The sequence below is a fragment of the Paramicrobacterium salitolerans genome, from assembly GCF_051513965.1.
In the GTDB taxonomy this organism is placed as follows: Bacteria; Actinomycetota; Actinomycetes; order Actinomycetales; family Microbacteriaceae; genus Paramicrobacterium.
Window position 1 is genome coordinate 1,385,729 of sequence record NZ_CP195847.1, and the last position, 24,499, is coordinate 1,410,227.

The 24,499-nt window shown below is 64.1% G+C and carries 24 protein-coding genes; 1 reads left to right on the plus strand and 23 read right to left on the minus strand.

The window, feature by feature from the left end; all coding sequences use genetic code 11:
* Nucleotide 1: 1 nt before the first annotated feature.
* From metK to ACSAGD_RS06710, 23 genes are all read right to left on the minus strand, one after another.
* Entirely contained in the window at nt 2-1,195 is a 1,194-nt protein-coding gene (metK, locus tag ACSAGD_RS06600; protein ID WP_437584918.1) for a methionine adenosyltransferase, read from the minus strand.
* A gap of 83 nt (nt 1,196-1,278) precedes the next feature.
* Nucleotides 1,279-1,536: a DNA-directed RNA polymerase subunit omega gene (gene rpoZ / locus ACSAGD_RS06605; protein ID WP_437584919.1), complete on the minus strand. Its 258-nt coding sequence runs from the start codon at nt 1,534-1,536 to the stop codon at nt 1,279-1,281.
* Between the two features lie 9 nt (nt 1,537-1,545).
* The gene (gene gmk / locus ACSAGD_RS06610; RefSeq protein ID WP_437584920.1) at nt 1,546-2,517 is read right to left on the minus strand and encodes a guanylate kinase; all 972 of its coding nucleotides are present in this window, start codon (nt 2,515-2,517) and stop codon (nt 1,546-1,548) included.
* A complete protein-coding gene (gene pyrF, locus ACSAGD_RS06615) occupies nt 2,510-3,352 on the minus strand; it encodes an orotidine-5'-phosphate decarboxylase (RefSeq protein WP_437584921.1) in 843 nt (280 codons plus the stop codon). Before pyrF ends, gmk begins: the two co-directional genes overlap by 8 nt.
* Complete coding sequence (gene carB, locus ACSAGD_RS06620) at nt 3,352-6,624, minus strand: carbamoyl-phosphate synthase large subunit (protein ID WP_437584922.1); 3,273 nt, start codon at nt 6,622-6,624, stop codon at nt 3,352-3,354. Before carB ends, pyrF begins: the two co-directional genes overlap by 1 nt.
* Nucleotides 6,624-7,808, minus strand: a complete 1,185-nt coding sequence (gene carA / locus ACSAGD_RS06625; protein ID WP_437584923.1) for a glutamine-hydrolyzing carbamoyl-phosphate synthase small subunit — start codon at nt 7,806-7,808, stop codon at nt 6,624-6,626. The genes carB and carA overlap by 1 nt, the downstream gene beginning before the upstream one ends.
* On the minus strand, nt 7,805-8,329 hold the full coding sequence (locus tag ACSAGD_RS06630) for a PH-like domain-containing protein (RefSeq protein ID WP_437584924.1): 525 nt from the start codon (nt 8,327-8,329) through the stop codon (nt 7,805-7,807). Before ACSAGD_RS06630 ends, carA begins: the two co-directional genes overlap by 4 nt.
* Nucleotides 8,322-9,650 (minus strand): dihydroorotase, encoded by a 1,329-nt coding sequence (locus ACSAGD_RS06635; protein WP_437584925.1) that lies wholly within the window; start codon nt 9,648-9,650, stop codon nt 8,322-8,324. The genes ACSAGD_RS06630 and ACSAGD_RS06635 overlap by 8 nt, the downstream gene beginning before the upstream one ends.
* Nucleotides 9,647-10,600 (minus strand): aspartate carbamoyltransferase catalytic subunit, encoded by a 954-nt coding sequence (locus ACSAGD_RS06640; protein ID WP_437585130.1) that lies wholly within the window; start codon nt 10,598-10,600, stop codon nt 9,647-9,649. Before ACSAGD_RS06640 ends, ACSAGD_RS06635 begins: the two co-directional genes overlap by 4 nt.
* Nucleotides 10,600-11,133, minus strand: a complete 534-nt coding sequence (gene pyrR, locus ACSAGD_RS06645; RefSeq protein ID WP_437584926.1) for a bifunctional pyr operon transcriptional regulator/uracil phosphoribosyltransferase PyrR — start codon at nt 11,131-11,133, stop codon at nt 10,600-10,602. The genes ACSAGD_RS06640 and pyrR overlap by 1 nt, the downstream gene beginning before the upstream one ends.
* 89 nt (nt 11,134-11,222) lie before the next feature.
* Entirely contained in the window at nt 11,223-11,642 is a 420-nt protein-coding gene (gene nusB, locus ACSAGD_RS06650; protein ID WP_437584927.1) for a transcription antitermination factor NusB, read from the minus strand.
* Nucleotides 11,642-12,205: an elongation factor P gene (efp, locus tag ACSAGD_RS06655; protein WP_437584928.1), complete on the minus strand. Its 564-nt coding sequence runs from the start codon at nt 12,203-12,205 to the stop codon at nt 11,642-11,644. The genes nusB and efp overlap by 1 nt, the downstream gene beginning before the upstream one ends.
* 95 nt (nt 12,206-12,300) lie before the next feature.
* Nucleotides 12,301-12,729, minus strand: a complete 429-nt coding sequence (locus tag ACSAGD_RS06660; RefSeq protein WP_437584929.1) for a type II 3-dehydroquinate dehydratase — start codon at nt 12,727-12,729, stop codon at nt 12,301-12,303.
* Between the two features lie 16 nt (nt 12,730-12,745).
* On the minus strand, nt 12,746-13,822 hold the full coding sequence (gene aroB, locus ACSAGD_RS06665; RefSeq protein WP_437584930.1) for a 3-dehydroquinate synthase: 1,077 nt from the start codon (nt 13,820-13,822) through the stop codon (nt 12,746-12,748).
* Nucleotides 13,815-14,300, minus strand: coding sequence for a shikimate kinase (locus ACSAGD_RS06670; RefSeq protein WP_437585131.1), 486 nt, complete (start codon nt 14,298-14,300; stop codon nt 13,815-13,817). Before ACSAGD_RS06670 ends, aroB begins: the two co-directional genes overlap by 8 nt.
* A 37-nt stretch (nt 14,301-14,337) precedes the next feature.
* Nucleotides 14,338-15,546, minus strand: a complete 1,209-nt coding sequence (gene aroC / locus ACSAGD_RS06675; RefSeq protein WP_437584931.1) for a chorismate synthase — start codon at nt 15,544-15,546, stop codon at nt 14,338-14,340.
* Between the two features lie 42 nt (nt 15,547-15,588).
* Nucleotides 15,589-16,458, minus strand: a complete 870-nt coding sequence (locus ACSAGD_RS06680; protein ID WP_437584932.1) for a shikimate dehydrogenase family protein — start codon at nt 16,456-16,458, stop codon at nt 15,589-15,591.
* Nucleotides 16,452-17,849: an endolytic transglycosylase MltG gene (gene mltG, locus ACSAGD_RS06685; RefSeq protein WP_437584933.1), complete on the minus strand. Its 1,398-nt coding sequence runs from the start codon at nt 17,847-17,849 to the stop codon at nt 16,452-16,454. Before mltG ends, ACSAGD_RS06680 begins: the two co-directional genes overlap by 7 nt.
* A 6-nt stretch (nt 17,850-17,855) precedes the next feature.
* Entirely contained in the window at nt 17,856-18,335 is a 480-nt protein-coding gene (gene ruvX, locus ACSAGD_RS06690) for a Holliday junction resolvase RuvX (RefSeq protein WP_437584934.1), read from the minus strand.
* A 3-nt stretch (nt 18,336-18,338) separates the two neighbouring features.
* Nucleotides 18,339-20,996: an alanine--tRNA ligase gene (alaS, locus tag ACSAGD_RS06695; protein ID WP_437584935.1), complete on the minus strand. Its 2,658-nt coding sequence runs from the start codon at nt 20,994-20,996 to the stop codon at nt 18,339-18,341.
* A 34-nt stretch (nt 20,997-21,030) separates the two neighbouring features.
* On the minus strand, nt 21,031-21,294 hold the full coding sequence (locus ACSAGD_RS06700; protein WP_437584936.1) for a hypothetical protein: 264 nt from the start codon (nt 21,292-21,294) through the stop codon (nt 21,031-21,033).
* 89 nt (nt 21,295-21,383) lie between these two features.
* Nucleotides 21,384-22,007 (minus strand): 30S ribosomal protein S4, encoded by a 624-nt coding sequence (gene rpsD / locus ACSAGD_RS06705; RefSeq protein WP_437584937.1) that lies wholly within the window; start codon nt 22,005-22,007, stop codon nt 21,384-21,386.
* A 174-nt stretch (nt 22,008-22,181) separates the two neighbouring features.
* Nucleotides 22,182-23,516: a replication-associated recombination protein A gene (locus ACSAGD_RS06710; protein ID WP_437584938.1), complete on the minus strand. Its 1,335-nt coding sequence runs from the start codon at nt 23,514-23,516 to the stop codon at nt 22,182-22,184.
* Nucleotides 23,517-23,670: 154 nt separating this feature from the next.
* Here ACSAGD_RS06710 and ACSAGD_RS06715 point away from each other — a divergent pair, with 154 nt between their 5' ends.
* On the plus strand, nt 23,671-24,444 hold the full coding sequence (locus tag ACSAGD_RS06715) for a peptidylprolyl isomerase (protein ID WP_437584940.1): 774 nt from the start codon (nt 23,671-23,673) through the stop codon (nt 24,442-24,444).
* The last annotated feature ends 55 nt before the right edge of the window (nt 24,445-24,499 follow it).

Sequence of the window (24,499 nt, forward strand, 5' to 3'; positions counted from 1 at the left end):
GTCAGAGCCCGGCGGCGGCTCGAAGAGCGTCGGCGCGGTCTGTCCTCTCCCAGGTGAACTCGGGAAGCTCGCGGCCGAAGTGACCGTAGGCCGCGGTCTTCGCGTAGATCGGGCGAAGAAGATCCAGCTGATCGATGATCGCACCGGGACGGAGGTCGAACACCTCACGGATGGCTTTGACGATCGTCTCGTCAGGCACGCGTCCCGTGCCGAAGGTCTCGACATACAGGCCGACCGGCGATGCCTTTCCGATCGCGTACGCGACCTGGACCTCGATTCGTTCAGCCAATCCCGCGGCGACGGCGTTCTTGGCGACCCAGCGCATGGCGTACGTTGCCGAGCGGTCGACCTTGGACGGGTCCTTGCCGCTGAACGCGCCGCCTCCGTGTCGTGCCGCGCCCCCGTACGTGTCGATGATCACCTTGCGACCGGTCAGACCGGCATCACCCTTCGGTCCGCCGACGATGAAGGTGCCCGTCGGATTGATGAAGCATTCGTACTGCGACGTGTCGAGGTCGAGCGTCGCGAGCACCGGCGCGATGACGCGATCGTGGACGTCGCGGCGCAGCTGCTCGGTCGTGACCGCCTCAGAGTGCTGTGTCGAGAGCACGATGGTCTTGACCGCGCGAGGGACGGCCCCGTCATAGCCGACGGTGACCTGCGTCTTGCCGTCGGGTCGCAGATAGTCGAGCTCACCGGTCTTCCGAACCTGAGTGAGTTTTTCTGAGAGACGATGAGCGATCCAAATCGGCATCGGCATGAGCTCGGGAGTCTCATCGGTGGCGTACCCGAACATGATGCCCTGATCACCCGCGCCCTGCTGATCATAGGCGTCGTTGGACGACTCCTCGCGGGCTTCGAAGGCATCGTCGACGCCCTGAGCGATATCAGGCGATTGCGCTCCGATCGAGACCGAGACGCCGCACGAGTCCGCATCGAAGCCCGCTTCGCTCGAGCGATATCCGATATCGCGGATCACACTCCTGACGATCGCCGGGATCTCCACGTACGCTTCGGTGCTGACCTCACCGGCGACGTGCACCAGCCCCGTCGTGACAAGGGTCTCCACGGCTACGCGGCTCGTCGGATCCTTCGCCAGGAGGGCATCGAGGATGCTGTCGGAGATCTGATCGCAGATCTTGTCAGGATGCCCCTCAGTGACGGACTCGGAGGTGAACAGTCGCAATTCGGTCATTCAGGGTTCCTACGGTGTCGATTCGGGCAAAAAAATGTCGGTGGTTTCAGCATCTGCTGGACCACCGACATTCGGGTCGGATCTCACTCGGAGAGCGGGCGCAGAACCAGCTTCTCCTCGTTGATCTCGTGCAGAGCGACCGAGAGCGGCTTGTCGTCGACGGTCGAGTCGACGAGCGGTCCGACGTTGTCGAACAGGCTGCCCTCGTGAAGGTCAGCGTAGTAGTCGTTGATCTGGCGCGCACGCTTTGACGCGAAGATGACGAGTTGGTACTTCGAGTCGACCTTTGAGAGCAGGTCGTCGATCGGTGGATCGATGATCCCCTTGAGCTTGTCAGCCATTGAGAATTCTCACACTCCTCGTGTGGTGTCGGCGGCGGTGGGTGCGGATTCCGGAGTGTTCCGTCGAGGTCCCCGTCCGCGAGTCTTGATCAATTCTACGACGTCGCGCGCCGCTTCGGCGACCGTGGAGTTGATGACGCGGTAATCGAACTCGTCCTGGGCGGCCAGTTCGACCTGCGCGGTCTCGAGTCGACGGGCTCGTTCGGGGGCATCCTCAGTACCCCGGCCCACGAGGCGTCGGACGAGCTCGTCCCATGTGGGCGGCAGCAGGAAGACCAGGGTCGCCTCCGGCATCCGTGCTCGCACTTGGCGTGCGCCCTGCAGATCGATTTCGAGGAGAACGCTCCGCCCCTCTTCGAGCGCCCGCTCGATGGGAGTGCGCGGAGTGCCGTAGCGGTATGAGTTGTGGACCGTTGCGTACTCGAGCAGCTCGCCGTCCTGAACCATCCGGTCGAACTCATCGTCATCGACGAAATAGTAGTTGATGCCCTCGACCTCACCCGGGCGCGGCGCTCGCGTCGTGGCGGAGACGCTCAGGTGTACATCCGGGTAGTTGTCGCGAATATACGAGGCGACCGTTCCCTTGCCCACGGCCGTCGGCCCCGCGAGCACGACGAGTCGACTTCGCTTCCGCGAGCGGTTGATCGACTCCCGCTTGGCGAGGAACTCGCGCAGGCGGCGGCGCTGGTGGACGCCGAGTCCGCCGATGCGCTTTGCGCGGGAGATGCGCAGCTCATCCAGGATGCGCTCGAGCTTGGTCACTCCGATCGCGGGCACGCTGATGAGCAGGTCCGTGACACGCATTCGTCCTTCGACGCCATCGACGTCGTCGAAGCCGGCCTCGAGCACATCGAGAGCAGAGCGGCGTCCGTTCGCGACGTCGTCTTTTACAGCGGCGCGGGCGCGACGAGCCGCGACAGCAGCACGGGATGCGGCGACGCGGTCAACCTCGGGAGGACGACGACTGGACGGTTCAGACAAAGATATTCCTCACTTCCGTGGCCCGAGCTGCAGCGACACGTGCGATGTCATGGGGCCCGACAGACAGGATACTTCGCGATTCGCTCACGATCACACCGGGAGCAAGGCTGCCGAAGATCTGGCGCGCGTCACTCGCGTCCGCACCCTGCGCGCCGAATCCCGGTGCGAGAACGGGTGTGATGAGGTCGTTCGCGTCATCGGCTCGCAGCCCGAAATCAGCGAGATCGAGCGTTGCGCCAATGACGACGCCGAAGCTCGAGACCCTCTGGGCGCGGCTCGGCCGTGCACGGACATCGTCCACGACGTGCGCCGCGACGCACTGAGACTCGGAGACGACGGCCTGCTGGAGCGCGGCCGCCTCAGGGTTGGATGTCGCGGCGAGGACGAACGCACCCTTCCCATGCTCCTCGGCGGCGTCGAAAGCGGGCCGGAGAGCCCCGACACCGAGATACGGGTTGAGCGTCATAGCATCGACTTCGAGCGGAGATCCCGGGGTGAGCCAGGCCGAGGCGTAGCCGTGCATGCTCGAGCCGATCTCGCCGCGTTTGACGTCGCCGATCACGAGCAGTCCGGCAGCGCGCGCTGCGGCGAGGACCTCCTCGAGAGCCGCGAAGCCCGCGGAACCGAAGCGCTCGAAGAACGCGATCTGCGGTTTCACGATGGCGACATGATCGGATGCCGCTTCGACGACACGCAGCCCGAATTCACGTGCCCCTTCCGCGGTGTCCCCCACGCCCCACTCCGAGAGGAGGTGGGCATGGGGGTCGATTCCGAGACAGAGCCGCTGCCCGGCGTCGAAGGCCTCGGCCAGGCGGGACCCGAAGGGCTCGCGCATCAGACGAGCTCTCGTGCCGACTGGTACTCCTGCAGGCTCGTCACCTGGAACCCCTCGCGCACCGCGGTGAACGAAGCAACCGCTGCGGAGAGCTCCGCCACGGTCGTGAACAGCGGCTTGTCAGCGGCCACAGCGGCGGCGCGGATCTCGTAGCCGTCCGCGCGAGCCGAGCCTCCGCTGGGTGTGTTCACAACGATGTCGACCTCGTTGCGGTCGATGAGGTCGACGATGCTCTCGCCGCCCTCGCTCACCTTTCGGACCGTCTTCGTGGTGATCCCGTATCGCGTGAGGACGCGAGCGGTGCCTTCAGTGGCGAGGATGGAGAAGCCGAGCTCCTGAAGACGCAGCACCGACTGGACGACGGAGCGCTTGTCCTGGTCGGACACAGAGACGAAGACGCTTCCAGACAGGGGCAGGCCTCCGTATGCGGCATCCTGACTCTTCGCGAATGCCGTCGGGAAGTCCTTGTCGATGCCCATGACCTCGCCGGTCGAGCGCATCTCCGGTCCGAGGATCGAATCCACGATGCGTCCGTCGTGGGTGCGGAAGCGCTTGAACGGAAGTACGGCCTCCTTCACCGCGACGGGCGAGTCGAGGCCGACCGTCGAGCCATCGCTCTCTGGGATCAGCCCCGAGTCGATCAGTGAGTCGATAGACGAGCCGGTCATGATGCGGGATGCGGCCTTGGCGAGCGGGATGCCGAGCGCCTTCGAGACGAACGGAACCGTTCTGGAGGCCCGCGGATTCGCCTCGAGCACGTAGAGAACACCCTGGCCGATGGCGAACTGAACGTTCAACAGACCACGCACACCGATTCCCTCAGCGATCGCGCGCGTCGCCTCGCGGACGGCATCGATCTGAGTGGTGCCGAGGGTGACCGGCGGCAGGGTGCAGCTCGAGTCACCCGAGTGGATGCCGGCCTCTTCGATGTGCTCCATGATTCCGCCGATGTAGAGCTTCTCTCCGTCGTAGAGGGCGTCCACATCGATCTCGATCGCGTCGTCCAGGAAGCGGTCGACGAGGAGCGGGTGCTGTGGGCCGACGATCCCCTGGTGCTCGATGCGCGCGAAGTAGTCGATGAGTGCCTGACGATCGTAGACGATCTCCATGCCGCGCCCGCCGAGCACGAAGCTGGGGCGGACAAGGACGGGATATCCGATCTCCTCCGCGATGGCGACGGCCCCGTCACGGTCGATGGCCGTGCCGTTCCGGGGGGCAAGCAGACCGGCGGCGTCGAGGATTGCCGCGAACTGGCCACGTTCCTCGGCCGAGTCGATCGCTTCGGGCGTCGTGCCGAGGATGGGCACGCCGTTGGCCTTGAGACCCTTCGCGAGACTCAGCGCTGTCTGTCCACCGAGCTGCACAATAACACCGACGAGCTCGCCGGAGGTTGACTCCGCATCGATGACCTCGAGGACGTCTTCGAGCGTGAGCGGTTCGAAGTAGAGGCGATCGCTCGTGTCGTAGTCGGTCGACACCGTCTCCGGGTTGCAGTTGATCATGATGGTCTCGAAGCCAGCATCGTGGAGCGCGAACGAGGCGTGGACGCACGAGTAGTCGAATTCGACGCCCTGCCCGATGCGGTTGGGGCCCGAGCCGAGGATCACAACCTTGCGTCGATCGCTCGGTTCGACCTCCGTCTCCTGGTCGTAGCTCGAGTAGTGGTATGGCGTGAGAGCGGGGAACTCACCCGCGCACGTGTCGACCGTCTTGTACACGGGACGCACGCCGAGCAGGTGCCGAACCTCGCGCACCTGGTCTTCGGCGAAGCCGCGAAGCTGCCCGATCTGAGCGTCCGAGAACCCGTGGTTCTTGGCCAGGCGCATGATCGCCCCATCGAGCATCGGCGCTGCGGCGATTGCATCGGCGACCTCGTTGATCAGCACGATCTGATCCGTGAACCAGGGGTCGAACTTGGTCGCCTCGAAGATCTGTTCAGGTGTTGCGCCCTTGCGCAGCGCCTGCTGGATGAGCACGATGCGGCCGTCGGTCGGGGTGACGATCTCCTCGAGGAGCTGCTCGACCGTGCGCGATTCGTCGCCCCAGTGGAACGAGGAGCCGCGCTTCTCCAGTGAGCGCAGCGCCTTCTGGAGCGCAGTCGTGAAGTTGCGGCCGATCGCCATGGCCTCACCCACGGATTTCATAGTGGTGGTGAGGGTCGGGTCGGCTGCGGGGAACTTCTCGAATGCGAACCGCGGCACTTTGACGACCACGTAGTCGAGCGTCGGCTCGAAGCTCGCTGGCGTCACACGCGTGATGTCGTTTGGGATCTCATCGAGGCGATATCCGATAGCGAGCTTGGCTGCGATCTTGGCGATCGGGAAACCGGTCGCTTTGGAAGCGAGAGCACTCGAGCGGGAGACACGTGGGTTCATCTCGATCACGATCACACGGCCCGTGGCCGGATCGACCGCGAACTGGATGTTGCAGCCGCCCGTGTCGACGCCGACGGCGCGGATGATGTCGATCGAGATGTCGCGGAGGTTCTGGTACTCGCGATCCGTGAGCGTGAGTGCCGGCGCCACAGTCACGGAGTCACCGGTGTGGACGCCGACGGGGTCGACGTTCTCGATCGAGCAGACGACGACCGAGTTGTCGGAGGCATCCCGCATCAATTCAAGCTCGTACTCCTTCCACCCGAGGATCGACTCCTCCAGGAGGACCTCGTGCGTCGGTGAGTCGTGCAGTCCTGCCCCCGCGATGCGACGCAGGTCCTCTTCGTCGTAGGCGAAGCCGGAGCCGAGCCCGCCCATCGTGAAGCTCGGACGGACGACGAGCGGGTAGCCGAGCTCTTCGGCGCCCTGCAGCACCTCGTCCATCGTGTGACAGATCTTGGATGCCGCGACATCAGCGCCGCACTCGATCACGAGGTTCTTGAACGCGAGACGGTCCTCACCCTTCTGAATCGCCTCGAAGCTCGCCCCGATGAGCTCGACGTCGTACTTCTCGAGGATTCCGTGCTCGTGCAGTTCCACCGCGGCATTGAGCGCGGTCTGACCGCCGAGCGTCGGCAGGATCGCGTCGGGACGCTCCTTCGCGATGATCGTCTCGATCACCTGCCAGGTGATCGGCTCGACGTACGTCGCATCGGCGAAGTCCGGGTCGGTCATGATCGTGGCCGGATTGGAGTTCACGAGGATGACCCGGATGCCCTCGGCACGGAGGACGCGGCAGGCCTGAGTCCCGGAGTAGTCGAACTCACAGGCCTGACCGATCACGATCGGGCCGGAGCCGATGACCAGAACGCTGTTGATATCGTCGCGCTTCGGCATTAGTTGTCTTCTCCTGCAGTGTTGGTGGACGCGGCGGCGCTGCGCTCGATGACGAGGTCGCGGAACCGGTCGAAGAGGTACATGGCGTCGTGCGGCCCAGCCGCCGACTCAGGGTGGTACTGGACGCTGAACGCGGGGATGTCGAGGCAGTTGAGGCCTTCGACCACGTTGTCGTTGAGGTCGTAGTGGCTCACGGTGACGCGCCCGAAGCCCTCGGGAGAGTCCGTCACCTCGCCGATAGGCGCATCGACGGCGAAGCCGTGATTGTGCGCTGTGATCTCAACGCGCCCCGTGGTCGTGTCGAGCACCGGCTGGTTGATCCCGCGGTGGCCGAACGGCAGCTTGTAGGTGCCGAATCCGAGGGCGCGCCCGAGAAGCTGGTTCCCGAAGCAGATGCCGAAGTAGGGCATTCCCTCGCGCAGCACCGTCCGGAGCATCTCGACGTGGCGGTCAGAGGCGCCGGGATCTCCAGGGCCGTTGGAGTAGAAGAGCGCGTCAGGTTTCAGCGCCAGCAGGTCCTCGGCGCTGATGTTCTCAGGCAGGACGTGCACGTCGAAGCCGCGCTCGGTGAGGTAACGGAGTGTGGATGCCTTCACACCGAGGTCGAGGACAGCGACCGAGCCGACGCGTTCCCCGACGGCATCCATCGTGTAGCGTTCGGCTGTCGAGACGTCTGCGGAGAGATTGCGTCCGGACATGGGCTCGGCGTTCCGAACCAGCTCGAGCTGCTCGCTGTCGGAGAGCTCAAACTGCTCCCCCGAGAAGATTCCGGCGCGCATCGCACCGACGGAACGGATTCGACGCGTGACCGCACGGGTGTCAATGCCGGAGATGCCGATGATCCCGTCCGCGGTGAGAGTGGCGTCCAAGCTGTCCTCGGCGCGGTAGTTCGAAACGACGCGAGAAGGGTCGCGGACGATGAAGCCGGCGACCCACACGCGGTCGGACTCCTTGTCCTCGGAGTTCACTCCGGTGTTGCCGATGTGGGGTGCCGTCATGAGTACGATCTGTCCGGCGTAGGACGGGTCGGTGATGGTCTCCTGGTAGCCGGTCATCCCGGTGGCGAACACCACCTCCCCCAGAGTCGTGCCCGTGGCGCCGTAGGCGTCGCCGACGTAGCGGGTTCCATCTTCGAGGACGAGAGCGGCCTGTGGCTGCGCCGAGAAGTCTGTCGAGCGTGTCATGCTGTGCTTTCACTGTCGGAGGCCGTGCTGGCCTGATCTGTCGTTCTGAGTGCTGTGAGGGCCTCAAGGGCCCGTGGCTGTTCTGAAGGTTCGCGGAGTCGCACGTAGCTGTCGCACGCCGTGCCGTCTGGCACGGTCCAGCCGATGCGCACGAGTCCGTCTCTCTCCACGACGCGGTCGATCGCCACGCGCGATGTGTCGACGTCGCGAACCGCCGACGCTGGAATGAAGGCGGCGCGCTCTCCACGGACCTCGAGACGGATGCCGGTCGACGCGACGCCCAGCGAGGCGGGCCCGCGGAAGCCGAGTCCAGGAAGAGCGAGTCTCTCCAGCGGCTGCCCGGCGCGCGTGGTTGCGACGTACTGGACGTCGAACTCGCGTGTCGGGGCGTACGACCCGGGAACGGGCTCGGCGGCGTGAGCGGCATCCGCCGTTCGTCGTCGTCGCCACGCGTTCCACATCAGCGCAAGCAGAACGGCGATGATCGCCGCGACGATGAGTCCGGGAATGAGCTTATCCACGCGCTGCGGCTCCCTCGGCGATGCTCTCCGCGGGGGTGAGCTCGCCGTCGGAGAGCGTGATGCGCCCGTGGTGGACGGTCGTGTGCACGCGCCCTGGGAGGGTGCGGCCTACGTAAGGCGAGTTCGCGCTTCTGCCGCGCAGCGACGACGTCGTGAATTCGGTGTTGGCCGAGTCGTCGTACAGCACGATGTTGGCGGTAGCGCCCGGCTCGAGGGGCATCCCCTGGCCGTCTAGACGACCGATCTGCGCTGGCACGCGACTCAGTACGCGCTCGACGTCTGCCCAGCCCAGCTGACCGGTCGAGACGACGGAGTCGTGGACAACGCGGAGGGCAGACTCCAGACCGACCATTCCGTTCGCAGCGGCGTCCCACTCGCACTGCTTGTTCTCGGCAGGATGCGGAGCGTGATCGGTCGCGACGATGTCGATCGTGCCGTCAGCGAGCGCTGCTCGCAACGCCGTGACGTCCTCCGATGTGCGAAGCGGAGGATTGACCTTGAAGCGTGCGTCATAGCCGGCGACGAGGTCTTCCGTGAGCAGGAGATGGTGGGGAGTCACCTCGGCCGTGACCGGGATGCCGCGCGCCTTCGCCCAGCGGATGACTTCGACGCTGCCGGCCGTCGACACGTGACACACGTGAAGTCGAGAGCCGACGTGGTCAGCGAGCAAGACGTCACGCGCGATGATCGACTCCTCAGCGACCGCGGGCCAACCGGTGAGGCCGAGCTCCGCTGACCGGACGCCCTCGTTCATCTGAGCGCCCTCGGTCAGGCGTGGATCCTGAGCGTGCTGGGCGATGACTCCGTCGAAGGCCTTCACATACTCCAGCGCGCGTCGCATGAGGAGCGGGTCGGAGACGCAGAAGCCGTCGTCGGAGAAGACGCGCACGCGAGCTCGCGATGACGCCATCGCGCCGAGCTCCGCGAGCTGAGTCCCCTTGAGGCCGATCGTCACGGCGCCGATGGGCTGGACCGTCGCGTATCCGGAGCGCAGTCCGAGCTCCAACTCCTGTTCCACGACTCCCGCAGTGTCCGCGACGGGCGACGTGTTCGCCATCGCGAAGACCGCTGTGAACCCGCCCGCGGCGGCCGCCTGCGTGCCGGTGAGCACGGTCTCGCTGTGCTCGTAGCCTGGCTCGCGGAGGTGCGTGTGCAGGTCGACCAGGCCGGGAATCGCGAGCAGCCCCTGAGCATCGATGCGCTCCGCCCCGGCCGGTGCTGTGACGCTGCCGACCTCGGTGATGATGCCGTCCTCGATGAGGAGGTCTGCGCTCCGCCCGTCAGAGAGTCGAGCACCGGCGATGTGGATTGTCGTTGTCACAGAAGGTCCTCTCGTTCGCCGGAAAGCAGCAGATAAAGGGCGGCCATTCGCACAGACACGCCGTTCGCGACCTGCTCCCTCACGGTTGACTGCGCGGAGTCCGCCGCCAGAGTGGAGATCTCGAGGCCGCGATTCATGGGTCCGGGGTGCATCACAATCGTACTCTCCGGAAGCGCGCGGAACCTGGCATCGTCCAGTCCCCAGCGCCGCGAGTACTCGCGCTCGTTGGGGAAGAACGCGTCGTGCATGCGCTCCGCCTGGATGCGCAGAAGCATGATGACGTCCGGGCGGCTCGCAAGCACCTCGTCCAGGTCGTAGGAGACGGTGACCGGCCACGCGGCCACGTCGACGGGGACAAGCGTCGGCGGGGCGACGATTGTCACGGACGCCCCGAGCGCTGTGAGAAGCCAGATGTTCGAACGCACGACGCGTGAGTGAAGGATGTCGCCGACGATCGCGACGTGCAGACCGGTCAGGTCACGGCCGCGGCTCGCGCCTCCGTGTGTGCGCTTCCGCATCGTGAATGCATCCAAGAGAGCCTGAGTCGGATGCTCGTGCGTGCCGTCTCCCGCGTTGAGGACGCCCGCCGAGATCCAGCCGCTCGCAGCGAGAGTGCGCGGAGCCCCTGATGCGGAGTGGCGAATGACGACAGCATCCGCTCCCATCGCCTCGAGCGTCTGGGCAGTGTCTTTGAGACTTTCGCCCTTCGACACGCTGGAGCCCTTGGCACTGAAGTTGATCACATCGGCGGAGAGCCGCTTGGCAGCGGCCTCGAACGAGATCCGTGTGCGTGTGGAGTCCTCGAAGAAGAGGTTCACCACGGTCTTTCCCCGCAGTGTGGGTAGCTTCTTCACCTCACGCGTCTGGGTCTCGGCCATGTCTTCCGCGACGTCGAGGATGCCGATGGCGTCGTGCGACGTGAGGTCCGCAGTGCTCAGGAGATGACGCATCATGCCTCTCCCCCGTCGATCGTCACGGCATCGTCTCCGTCGAGCTCAGCGACGCGGACGTTGATGCGCTCGTGCGCTGCCGACGGCAGGTTCTTGCCCACGAAGTCCGGACGAATGGGCAGTTCGCGATGGCCGCGGTCGATGAGCGTCGCGAGCCTGACCGCACGGGGTCGACCGATGTCACCCAGAGCGTCGAGCGCGGCACGGATCGTCCGCCCGGAGTACAGAACGTCGTCAACCAGCACGACCGTGGCCCCATCGATTCCGCTGTCGGGAATGTGCGTGGGCGACGGTGCGCGAGTCGGATGCCTGTCGAGATCGTCACGGTACATCGTGACGTCGAGGGATCCTGTGGGAACAGCGGTTCCAGCGATCGAGGTGATGAGCTCGCCAACACGGTTCGCCAGGAAGACCCCGCGTGTGGGAATCCCCAAGATCACCAGCTGCTCAGGGCCACGATTGGATTCGAGGATCTCGTGTGAGATGCGCGTGAGCGCGCGCGTGATGTCCGCGGGTTGCAGCACAGTTCGCATGCTGAATGCAGACTCCCTTCTCCGCCTCTCTGGACGGCTTTAAAGGATGTCGTTCGATCGATAGTACCGCACGAGGTCGAGCGGACTGCTCAGGCGACTCCCGACGCTTCCGCGATCTTGCCGAGCAGCCCGTTCACGAACCCCGACGACTCGTCCGTCGAGAGAGTCTTCGCCGATTCCACGGCCTCATTGATCGCCACTCCGGTCGGAATCTCGTCGTTGTACAGCAGCTCCCACACGCCGATCCGAAGTATGGCCCGATCGACGGTGGGCATCCGAGCCAGCGTCCAGCCCTGCGCGTAGGTCTCGATCTGCTCGTCGATCTCCGCCTGGTGATCGGCAATGCCGTCGACGATGTCACGGGCGTAGAGCCAGGATGCCTGACGCTCGGGCTCATTCGCTGCGCGCACGGCCTCGTTTCCGAGTGCGTCGCGCAGCGAGATCTGTCGGACGTCAGCGCTGTACAGAATGTCGATGGCGCGCTTTCGCGCCTTGGAACGTGCGCTCACTAGTCGTTGACGCGGCCGAGGTAGTCACCCGTGCGCGTGTCCACCTTGACCTTCGTTCCGGTCTCGAGGAAGAGCGGAACCTGGATCTCGTAGCCCGTCTCGACAGTGGCGGACTTGGTTCCGCCCGTCGAACGGTCACCCTGGAGTCCCGGCTCTGTGTACGTGATCTCGAGGATGACGGACGCCGGCATCTCGATGTAGAGCGGGTTGCCGTCGTGCATCGCAATCGTGATCGACTGGTTCTCGAGCATGAAGTTCGCGGCGTCGCCGACGATGGCGGAGGGAACGTTGATCTGGTCGTAGTCGCTCTGGTCCATGAAGACGAACGCGTCGCCGTCGTTGTACAGATAGGTGTACTCGCGTCGGTCGACGTTCTCGAAGTCAAGCTTGGTGCCCGCGTTGAAGGTCTTGTCGACGGTCTTGCCCGTGACGACGTTCTTCAGCTTGGTTCGCACGAACGCGCCGCCCTTGCCCGGCTTGACGTGCTGGAACTCGATGACGCTCCACAGGTGCCCATCGAGGCTGAGCACAGCTCCGTTCTTGATGTCAGCGGTTGATGCCATGAAAAGGAATTCCGTTCAGGTGGAAGTTGATTGGCCGGAAGTGGCCCGATCTGAGAGTTTACCGCCCGCCGCGGGCGGCGCCAAAGGAGCCGCGCTCAACGAATGAGCTGGGTCACGGCGAGTCGATAGGAGTCGAAGCCGAATCCCGCGATGACCCCCGTGGAGACGGCCGTGAGGACGCTCGTGTGACGAAACTCCTCACGGGCGTGCGGATTCGAGATGTGCACTTCGATGACGGGAGTGCCCGCTGATGTGATCATCGAAACGGCGTCACGCACTGCGTAGGAGTAATGCGTCCAGGCGCCAGCGTTCAGAACGACGGGTGTCTTCGATGCCATCGCGCTGTGCAGCCAGCTGAGCATCTCGGCTTCGCTGTCGGTCTGACGGGCCTCGATCTCGTGGTCGCGGAACTCCGTCTGAAGCTGATGCGCGAGATCATCGAGAGTCTCCGTTCCATACACCGATGGCTCACGGACACCGAGCTGGCCGAGGTTCGGGCCGTTCAGAATGAGTACGCGGGTCATGTCCACAGCATAGAGGCTAGGACCCGATCTCCTGATATGCGGAGAACAGAAGCGACTGATCCGGCGCCTGAAGCACAGTCGGGCGAGCGATGTCGTCCAAGACGATGAAGCGGAGCATCCCGCCTCGTGCCTTCTTGTCGCGCTGCATGGTGGCGAGAAGCGTCTTCCAACGACCGACGGGATACTCCAGCGGGAGCGTGAGCGAGCTGAGGATGCTGCGGTGGCGTTCAACCGCCTCATCGGAGAGCCGTCCGGCAAGGTTCGAGAGCTCGGCGGCATAGACCATTCCGATGCTGACTGCGGCACCGTGTCGCCACTGATACCGCTCCGTGTGCTCGATCGCGTGACCGAGCGTGTGCCCGTAGTTCAGGAACTCACGGCGGCCCGACTCGCGGAAGTCCTCTCCGACGATCTCGGCCTTGACCGCGATGGAGAGCTCGACGGCTCGGCGGAACTGCTCGGAGTCTGTGTCCGTCACGGCGTCCACGTCCTGCTCGATGAGGTCGAGGATCTCTGGTTCGGCGATGAACCCGCACTTGGCGATCTCGGCGAAGCCCGCGAGCACCTCATTGCGCGGGAGCGGCCCGAGCGCGTCGAGATCTGCGAGCACCGCGCGAGGCGCATGAAAAGCTCCGACGAGGTTCTTACCCTCCGCGGTGTTGATGCCGGTCTTTCCGCCGACAGCGGCATCCACGGTGCCGAGCACGGTCGTCGGGATCTGCAGGAGCTCGACCCCGCGGAGCCAGGTGGCGGCGACGAATCCGGCGAGGTCCGTCGTGGCTCCCCCACCGAAGCCGATGACGGCATCCGTTCGTGTGAAATCCGCCTGGCCCATGATCTGCCAGCAGAACGCGGCCACCTCGACCCGCTTGCCGGCCTCTGCGTCCGGAATCTCGGCGAGCAGCACCTGTCGCTCGCCCGAGAGAGATTCGCGGAGCTCTTCTGCGGCCGTGGCCAATGTCGGCGGGTGGACGATGAGGACCTTCGCGACTGACGGACTCAGATATTGTGCGGCGTCGAGGCGAAGTCCGCGCCCGACGACGACGTCGTACGGAGTCTCTCCGGCAACAGTGATCGTCGTGTGATCAGTCATTGATGTTCTCCTTGTCCGAGCCTCTCGCCCACTCTGCGATGTTCTGCGCGATGCGAGTGATCGGCCCTGTCGAGGTGTCGAAGGTCATGGTCGCGAGCGTCGCGTAGATCTCGCGCCTCTCGTCGTAGATGCGCTGCCAGGCCTCCGGGCCGTCAGCGAGCAACGGCCTCTTGGACGTGTCCATGCGCGCGAGCACGGCATCCGCCGTCACCGTGAGCTCAACCACGGTGTGGAGCCGCAGGTCGCGCTGTGTCTCGGGGTCGATCACCGCTCCTCCGCCGAGCGAGACGACAGCACGCTGCGACAGAGCGTCGGCCACGGCGGCACGCTCGAGTTCGCGGAAGCGCGCTTCTCCATGGTCCGCAAAGATCTGCGTGATTGGCCCGTGCTCAGCGACAATCGCCTTGTCGGTGTCGATGAATGGGACGCCCAGCAGCTTCGCGACCCGTTTTCCGATGCGAGTTTTGCCGGACCCCATAGGCCCGATGAAGACGAGTGGGAGAGCTCGTGTCACGTCAGAGATCGCCGGCTTCAGCACGTGCGGTGCGGAGAGTCGACGGAATCGCGTCGAGATACGAGTTCAGGTTGCGCCTTGTCTCGGGAACAGAGTCGCCGCCGAACTTCTCGAGCACAGCATCAGCGAGAACGAGCGCGACCATCGCCTCGGCTACGACACCCGCAGCGGGCACGGCGCAGACATCGGATCGCTGGTGATGAGCCGTCGCTTTCTCACCGGTGACGACATCCACCGTGCGCAGGGCACGGGGCACCGTCGCGATGGGCTTCATGCCAGCGCGCACGCGAAGCACTGTGCCAGTCGACATGCCGCCCTCGGTACCGCCGGCACGGTCGCTCGCACGATGGATCTCGCCGTCTTCGGGATACAGCTCGTCATGCGCTTCAGAGCCTCGCCGCGTGGTCGTTGTGAAACCATCCCCCACTTCGACGCCCTTGATCGCTTGAATGCCCATGAGAGCCTGAGCCAGACGACCATCGAGCCGTCGGTCCCAGTGCACGTGCGAGCCCAATCCCGGCGGGACATCGTAGGCGAGCACCTCGACCACACCGCCGAGAGTGTCGCCGGACTTGCGAGCATCGTCGACCTCCGCGACCATGCGCGCGCTGGTCTCGGGATCGGCGCAGCGCAGTGGGTCGGCGTCGAGACGGTCGAGGTCTCCGGGAACCGGGAGCTGAGCGTCCTCAGGGACGCGCACCGGACCGATCGAGAGCGTGTGACTCACGAGTCGGATGCCGAGCTCGCTCAGGAACGCTTTCGCCACGGCGCCGAGCGCGACGCGAGCAGCGGTCTCGCGGGCGCTCGCGCGTTCCAAGATCGGCCGGGAGGTGTCGAAGCCGTACTTCTGCATTCCGACGAGATCCGCGTGTCCGGGCCGAGGTCGGGTGAGAGGCGCGCCACGACCACGGGATCTGTCGCTCAGTTCGGTGGGCTCCGGGTTCATGACCTCCGTCCACTTCGGCCACTCGGTGTTGCCGATGCGAATGGCGACGGGACTGCCGAGGCTCGCGCCCTGGACGACGCCTCCGGAAAGGTGCAGTTCGTCCTGCTCGAACTTCATGCGGCTTCCGCGCCCATACCCGAGTTTTCGACGCGCAAGATCAGCGCGGATGCCGTCGAGTGAGATGGGAACGCCCGCGGGAAGTCCCTCGAGCACGGCGATGAGTTCGGGGCCGTGGGATTCTCCGGCCGTGAGCCAACGAAGCATGACTCCATCTTTCCACAGCGGTGAGCCTCGCCGGTGCGTGTGTCAGCCGTTCGAACCGGATTCCAACCCGTCAGCCGGCAATCCGATCGCCGAGAGCATCGACAGCAGCACGCGCTGTTCGTCGGGCAACGGGGAGTGAGGGTCGCCGAACTCGAAGACCCGGATTTGAATGAGGGCTTGGTGCACGAGCATCGAGCGTCCGCTCAGAACGCGTCCGCCCGCGGAATCCCAGTCCTGAGCGAGGGCACTCGGCCACGGTGAGTACGCCACGTCCAAGAGCAAGGCGTGACGTGCATCCTCGCTCGCGTACCGCTCAGGAGCCGGTAGCCCTCCGGGGAGCGTTGAGATGACGAGCTCCGAACTCAACGGCGCGACGTCAGCGGCGAAGGGCCGCAAGGAGAGCTCAAGCCCGAGACGTTCAGACAGTGTGATGAGGTGTGCGGCTCGCTCGACGCTGCGCGCAGCGGCCTCGACACGATCGACGCCGAGGCGCGCTACAGCCACGAGGGCGGATGCCGCGGTCGCACCCCCGCCCAGGATGAGCACGCTTTTCGGACGAGGCACCCCTGCTGCGGAGACGGCCCGCACGATTCCCTGAACGTCGGTGTTGACGCCCGAGAGCGAACCATCGTCTTCGAAACGCAGTGTGTTGACGGCTCCCGTAGCGCGCGCATCATCGTCACGAGTGGAGGATGCCTCGTACGCGACGCCCTTCAACGGCATCGTCAGCGACAGCCCTCGCCATGACGAATCGCGCGTTCGGAGGAAGGCCGGGAGATCCCGCTCGGTCATCTCGATTCGGTCGTACTCCCAGTCACGGCCCATGGTCGCGTACGCCGTACGGTGAAGAAGTGGCGACAGCGAGTGAGCGATCGGAGAACCGAGCACCGCGAGTCGGCTGCGTGTCAGCATCCTCTGTCCGGATTCGCCTTGCACCACGCTCGCAGCTTCTCGACCGCCTTCTCGTGTTCTGCGTTCGTCGTCGAGAAGATGGTCTCTCCTGTGTCGAGATTCACGGTCACGAAGTAGATCCAGTCTCCGTCAGCGGGGTTGATCGCTGCGTCGATGGCGAGAGAACCGGGGCTTGAGATCGGCCCGATCGGCAGACCCTTGTGCTTATACGTGTTCCACGGATTGTCTGAATCGAGTGCTTCCTGGCTCGACCACACGCTGTCGTTTTCCGCATCGACGCCGTATTGGGCGGTGGAGTCCATCTGCAGCTTCATGTCGGCCTCGAGACGGTTCTGGATGACGCGAGAGACCTTGTAGAAGTCATCCTTCTGGCGCGCCTCGCGCTGAATCACGGATGCTGTCGTGAGCACGCGCTCCCGATCAGCCTCGGCCACTCCCGCCTCATCGAGGGCCTGGAAGGTGCGGTCGACGAGGATCTTGATGACGTCGTGAGCGCTGAGATCAGGCTCGAACGTGTAGGTCGCTGGGAAGAGCCAACCCTCGATGGACGGAGCAGATTCAGGGATGCCGAAGTCAGTGGGCTTCTCGGCAGCGGCGCGTAAATCGTCGAGAGAGATCTCTGTGGCATCGCTCAGTCGCTGCAGGATGCTCTCGCCGGTGAGCCCTTCGGGAATGACAGCAGTACGCTCCACCTTATTGTCGGGGTCGAGAAGCGCGTTCAGCGCCGACTGCGCGCTCATCTTCTTCTTGAGTGAGTACGTCCCCGGCTGGAAAGTCGGCTCAGGCTCCTGGGTCAGGAGCAGCTTGTAGAAGGCCTCTGACGTCTTCGTGACGCCAGATTCCTTCAACGTGGCCGCGATGTCGGACCCTGAGTCTCCTTCTGCGATGACGACGAGTACCTCGCCGGACCCGCTTCCCTCGTAGTCGATGGGCTCCTGCCAGCCCATGACTGAGCGAATCTGAGGTTCGAAGGTCTGCCACACATAGAACCCGCTCGCGATGATCGCGCCGATGACGATGAGCGGAAGCAGCGTCCAGAGCACGATGCTCTTGACGTTGCGGCGAGGTTTGTCCTCTGGGCTCAGGCGCCGACGACGAGCCGAACGGTCCTCCCCCGCCGCTTCGATGAGAAGAGCATCGAGGCTGGACGTGACGGGATTGCGCTCGGAGGAGGAGCTCGCCGAGGTGTCGCGCTCTGCTCGATGACGAACCGCATCACCAGTTGCGGACGCGGCGGTGTCAGCATCGACTGCCGAGCTTTCACTGGACTGAGCGCGCTCGCGTTCGCGTCGCTCTCGACGCGAGAGTGGGCGGTCGCCACCTTCAGAGTCGTTGGACAGATGGTCGAGAGGATCGGGGCTTGAGTCAGGGCCAGTGGGGTCGGAAGGCATTTGTGCTCACAATTCAGGGGGCGACTCCACCAGGGTTCCGGGTGGAGTCAGGGTTGTCTTCTCGGCATCCATAGCATGCTGGAGAATGATTACTGCGGCAACTTGGTCAACGATCTTACGTGAACCTTTGTGGGTGCGTCCGGAACTGTGAAGCGCCGAGTGAGCCGAGACGGTCGACAGCCTCTCGTCGACGAGACGCACGGGAGTGTCGATTCGATCAGCGAGTCGGGTTGCGAAGTCCACGGCATCGTCTGTCGATGGAGTGTGCGCTCCCGATAAGGACAGCGGCAGGCCGACAATGACCTCAAATGCGTCCGCCTCGTCGATGATGGCGCGCAAGCGTGCGAGGTCGGCATCGCCCGAGTGATCACGAGCCACTGTCTCGACAGGGGTCGCGAGCATGCCGTGGAGGTCCGACCTCGAGACGCCAATGCGGGCCTTGCCGACATCAATTCCAATGCGCACACCGGTGCGGAATCCGGTCACAGGTCAGCCTTTAAGGCCGTCGATTACGGCACTGAGAGCGGAGGGGATGGCTGAGACTTCCTGACCGCCACCCTGAGCGAGATCGTCCTTGCCGCCTCCGCCGCCGCCGAGGACGGATGCCGCGGTGCGCACAAGCTGCCCCGCACGTGCACCGGCGTCACGAGCCGCTGCGTTCGTCGCCACAATGATGACGGGGCGCCCAGAGACAGCCCCCGCGAGTGCGACGACCGCCGGTTCCGACCCGAGACGATCGCGAACGGACATCACAAGGCTTCGGAGGTCGTCTGCGGAGGCGGCCTCTCCCAGGGACTCGGCGACAACGCGATAGCCGCCGACGCGGTTAGCCTTGTCCACCAGGGATGGAACTCGCTCTGCAAGAGCACGCGCCTCGTACTCCTTGATCTTCTTTTCGGCCTGCTTGAGGCCGGCGACGAGATCCGCGATGCGAGCTGGCAGCTGCTCGCGGGGAGTCTTCAAAGAGCTTGTCAGTTCCCGTACGATGGCACGCTCAGCCGCGAGGTCTTCGAAAGCCTCGAGGCCGACGAGTGACTCGACACGGCGGTTCGTGGAACCCACTGAGGATTCGTTGACAAGGTTGATCATTCCGATCTCGGAGCTCGTCGCGACGTGTGTCCCGGCGCAGAGCTCTCTCGACCATGGGCCGCCGATGTCGACGACACGCACGACGTCGCCGTACTTCTCACCGAACAGAGCCATCGCACCAAGTTCTTTCGCCTCGTCGAGTGGCATCTCTCGGGTGACGACCTCGAGGTTGTCTCGGATCGCGTTGTTCGAGATCTCCTCGATCTCTGTCAGAGTCTCGCGAGAAAGCGACTGGTTCCACGAGAAATCGAGACGCAGATACCCCGCTTTGTTATAGGAACCGGACTGATGAGCGTTGGGGCCGAGGATCTGCCGGAGCGCGGCATGGATCACGTGCGTTCCCGAGTGAGCCTGACGGGCGCCGCGGCGGTAGTCGCCATCGACGATCGTCGTTGCCGTGGCATCCACCGAAACCACTCCGCTGGCAACCGAGACAGTGTGGCTGATGAGGCCTTTCACGGGGCGCTGCACGTCGAGCACCGTGAGCTCGAAGCCGTCGCCGACGATCTGCCCCTTGTCGGCATCCTGCCCGCCAGACTCTGCGTAGAGTGCCGTCTCTGCGAGTATGACCTCGGCTTTCTGCCCCTCCGATGCGAACGTGACGGGCGCGCCATCGACGATGATACCGAGAACTCGTGACTCCGTCGTGAGCTCTGTATACCCGGTGAAGTGCGTCTCTCCGAGGGCGCGGAATGTGCTGTAGACGCTGAGATCCGCGACGTGTGACTTCTTGTTCTTGGCATCCGCCTTGGCGCGCTGCTTCTGCTCTGCCATGAGAGTGTCGAACGCCGACCGATCGACCCGAAGCCCCGCTTCATCGGCGATCTCCAGCGTCAGATCGATCGGGAACCCGTACGTGTCGTGAAGGAGGAACGCGGTATCGCCCGCGAGAACATCGTTTCCGGCCTTCTTCGAATTGTCGACGGCGAGGTCGAGGATCGTCGTGCCAGCGGCGAGCGTGCGGAGGAACGTCTCCTCCTCGCCATACGCGGCCTGGGAGATGCGTGCGAAGTCACGCTCTACCTCTGGATAGGAGGGGCTCATCGCGTCTCTTGACGCTGTGAAGAGCTCAGGGAATGTGGCTCCGTCGACTCCGAGCAGCCGCATGGCTCGGACGCTGCGGCGGAGGAGGCGACGCAGAATGTACCCCCGCCCCTCGTTGGACGGCGTCACCCCATCGCTCATGAGCATGAGTGAGGATCGGACGTGGTCAGCGATGACGCGCATGCGGACGTCATCTTCGTGGTCCGCGCCATAGCGACGGCCCGATAGCTCGGCGGCGCGATCCAGAACGGGACGAACCTGATCGATTTCGTACATGTTCTCGACGCCCTGCTTGAGGAAGGCCACACGCTCAAGGCCCATGCCGGTGTCGATGTTCTTCGAGGGCAGTTCGCCGACGATATCGAATTCGGTCTTGCTGCGGACATTCTCGATCGCGTACTGCATGAACACGAGATTCCAGATCTCGACGTAGCGATCATCGTCCGTGGCTGGACCTCCGTCGATGCCGTAGCTCGGGCCGCGGTCAAAGAAGATCTCGGAGCATGGCCCTGCCGGTCCTGGATGGCCGGTTGACCAGTAGTTGGTGTCCTTATCGAGTCGCTGGATGCGCTCGTCAGGCAGACCGGCGATGGTCTTCCAGAGCGAGATGGCTTCGTCGTCGTCCTTATAGACGGTGACCCAGAGATCCTTGTCGTCGAAGCCGTAACCGCCGTCGGCTTCAGGAGTTGTCAGAAGCTCCCACGCAAACCCTATGGCCTCCTTCTTGAAATAGTCACCGAACGAGAAATTCCCGTTCATCTGGAAGAAGGTGCCATGGCGTGGTGTCTTCCCGACCTCTTCGATGTCATTCGTGCGGATGCACTTCTGGACGCTCGTCGCACGCGGATACGGTGCGGGAATCAGGCCTGTCAGATACGGGATGAACGGAACCATGCCGGCGATCGTGAACATCACCGTGGGGTCTTCGCTCACAAGAGAGGCGCTGGGGACGACCGTGTGCCCACGCTCCCCGAAGAAATCAAGCCAACGTTGACGGATATCCGCAGTCTTCATATGTCCGTTCGTTCGTATCTGGTGTTGGAAGCGCTCAGCGCTTGTTGAGGTCGCCGATCGCCGCTTCCGCGTCTTCGACGAGAGAGTCGATGGTGCTGCGCAGCTCCTTCTCGCGTTCCCGATAGGACTCTGCGACGGTGTCGGTAAACTCGCGCAGCTTTGCGTCGACGTCAGCAAAGAACTCGCTTCCTCGCTTGGTTCTGTTCACCTTGTGCGCCACGACGAAACCTGTCGCGATGCCCACGACAAGCAACAGCAGGTTCTTCATGTTCATCTCCTCGGGAAGTGCGTAAGCCATCGACAATCCTACCCGGTGGCTTCGACCGTCCGGAGCGGAAACAGCAAGAGGGCCACGGTTTCCCGTGACCCTCTCGACTGAAAATGAAATCAGCGACCCGAGTAGTACTCGACGACGAGCTGAACCTCACAAGTGACAGGAATCTCGGCACGCTTCGGGGCGCGAACGAGACGAGCCTGAAGCTTGTCGAGCTCGACCTCGAGGTAGCCGGGAACCTTCGGGAGGACCTCCGCGTGGCCACCAGCGGCGGCGACCTGGAAGAGATCGCTGGACTCGCTGCGGGTCTTGACGTGGATGAGCTGCCCCTCCTTGACGCGGAAGGAAGGACGGTCGACGATCTGGCCGTCGACGAGAATGTGGCGGTGCACGACCATCTGGCGTGCCTGCGCCGTCGTGCGCGCGAATCCAGCGCGCAGAACGAGGGCGTCGAGACGGGTTTCGAGGATCTCGACGAGGTTCTCACCCGTCAGGCCCTTGCGGCGACGGGCTTCCTCGAAGGCGATCTTGAGCTGCTTCTCGCGGATACCGTACTGGGCGCGGAGACGCTGCTTTTCGCGGAGGCGGACTGCGTAGTCTGAGTCAGCTTTGCGCTTGGTGCGGCCGTGCTCACCGGGAGCGTAGGGACGCTTCTCCATGTAGCGAGCGGCCTTCGGGGTCAGTGCTACGCCGAGGGCGCGCGAGAGACGCGTCTTTGAACGGGACGTGTTCGACACGATGTCCTTTCGATTGAAATTCTCTAACAGTGCTTTGCATGCGCGCGCGAGCGCACGGCAGGGCAGAGGGATTGGCCTTGGGGCACTCGGCTACAGAGTGACACCCGACCGAGTGATGAAGACGCAGCCGCACGTGATCATCAGGAACAGGCCATCGGCTATCTTATCATGCGCTCAGTGGTTCTTGTTGCCGCGCACAATGCGGAGAAGCTTCGACAGTCGGGACGAGACATCCCGTTCATTCCCATGCTGCGTGGGCCGATAATACCGGACTTCCCGCAGCTCATCCGGAAGATACTGCTGCTCTGCGACTCCGAGCTCCGCATCGTGCGGATACACGTAGCCCGCACCGTGCCCGAGTCGTTTCGCGCCAGGGTAATGAGAATCACGAAGATGACGCGGAACTCGGCCGATTCTGCCGGACTTGACGTCCGAGATCGCTTGGTTGATTCCCATGTACGCCGCGTTCGACTTGGCAGCCGTCGCAAGATAGACCACGGCCTCGGCGAGCGGAATGCGCCCCTCGGGCATGCCGATTAGCTGCACCGCCTGAGCCGCCGAGACCGCGACCTGCAGCGCCTGAGGATCAGCCATGCCGATGTCCTCGGCAGCAGAGATGATGACTCGGCGGGCGATGAACCGAGGGTCCTCCCCCGCCTCGATCATGCGTGCGAGATAATGCAGTGCGGCATCTGGATCGGAGCCTCTGATGGATTTGATGAATGCGCTGATGACGTCGTAGTGCTCATCTCCGTTCTTGTCGTACCGCAGCAGAGCTCGATCGACGGCAGAGGCGACGATTTCTGCGGTGATGACGGGTGCATCCGATTCTGCCGATGCGGAGACTGCAGCTGCCTCGAGCGCGGTGAGTGCCCGCCGAGCATCGCCCGATGCGAGGCGGACGATGGCGTCTCGCGCCTCGTCGTCGAGCGCCACCGCGCCCCCGAGGCCTCGCTCATCCGCGACGGCGCGATCGAGGAGTACGCGAAGGTCATCATCGGTCAGCTGTTCGAGGGTGAGCAACAGCGAGCGAGAGAGCAGAGGAGAGATCACGGAGAACGACGGGTTCTCCGTGGTCGCAGCGACGAGGATTACCCACCCGTTCTCTACCCCAGGAAGAAGAGCATCTTGCTGAGCCTTTGTGAAACGGTGGATCTCGTCGAGAAAGAGCACCGTCGACAGCCCATAGAGATCGCGACTGTTCAGCGCCTCCTCCATGACTCGACGGACATCCTTGACGCCTGCCGTCACGGCTGAGAGCTCGACGAAGCGCCGCCCAGATGATTTCGCTATGGCTTGCGCGATCGTAGTCTTCCCAGTGCCAGGAGGGCCCCAGAGGATGACGGAGACAGAGCCCGTCGTACCTCCTGTGTCGCTGGCCAGTGAAACCAGCGGAGAGCCCGGGGCGAGCAGATGTCTCTGTCCCGCAACCTCGTCGAGACTGCGCGGGCGCATGCGGACGGCGAGGGGAACGTTCGACTGCTGATAGGGCGCACCGCTCTTGGCCATGTCGACAGGTTATCCGCAGACCCTGACAGTGTGCGTCAGCGTGCCTTTGCACCCTGCGCCCGCCTCCCCGTAAAGTTCTTGGGGGAATCGTCGCAGATTCAAACGCGACGACGGACCGCGCAATCGGGCGTCGGCCATCACACTGGAGGAATCTGTGGCGTCAAGCAAGAACGACGAGAAGAGAGTGCGTCGCGATCGAGCACGCCTGCGGGCCTACCAGGCGCGGCAGACGGTGCACGAGCACCGGAGAAAGCGGCGGATTCGGGATAACTGGATCGCCGGGGTTCTCGTCGTACTCGTTGCCGTCGGTGCATCGTTCGCCCAGGTCTTCTATTTCACTGGCGGCCCCGGCAGCCCTGAAGCAGCGCCGTCGCCCTCCGCAACCGCGCAGAAGTACTCTCTGCCTGATGCGTCGCTGGCCGAAGACCGCGAGTGGACGGGGACACTGACGATCAACGGCATCCCCCTCGGCATCAGCCTCGACGGCAAAGCAGCACCTCAGGGAGTCTCGAACTTCGTCTACCTGAGCCAAGAGAACTTCTACGCCGATCTGTCTTGCCATCGCCTGACAACGTCTGAGGGATTCGGAGTGCTCCAGTGCGGGGACCCCAACGGCGACGGCAGCGGCGGGCCGGGATACTCGTGGGGTCCCATTGAGAACGCTCCAGACGACGATGTCTACCCCGCCGGAACTATCGCGATGGCCCGGCAGGGCAATAACGGCGAGAGCATGGGCAGCCAGTTCTTCATCGTCTACGAGGACACGACGATTCCGTCAGACCAAGCGGGTGGTTACACGGTTCTCGGCACGGTGACCAGCGGACTTGACGACCTCAAGAAGGAGGTCATCTCCAAGGGAACCGCGGACGGTTCGGCCGATGGTCCTCCCGCGGTCGAGACGATCATCTCCGGCATAACGGTTGAATAGAGACCATCGGCGCTGCTGCGCCCCGCATAATAGTCTGGGAGACCAGTCTTTCGAG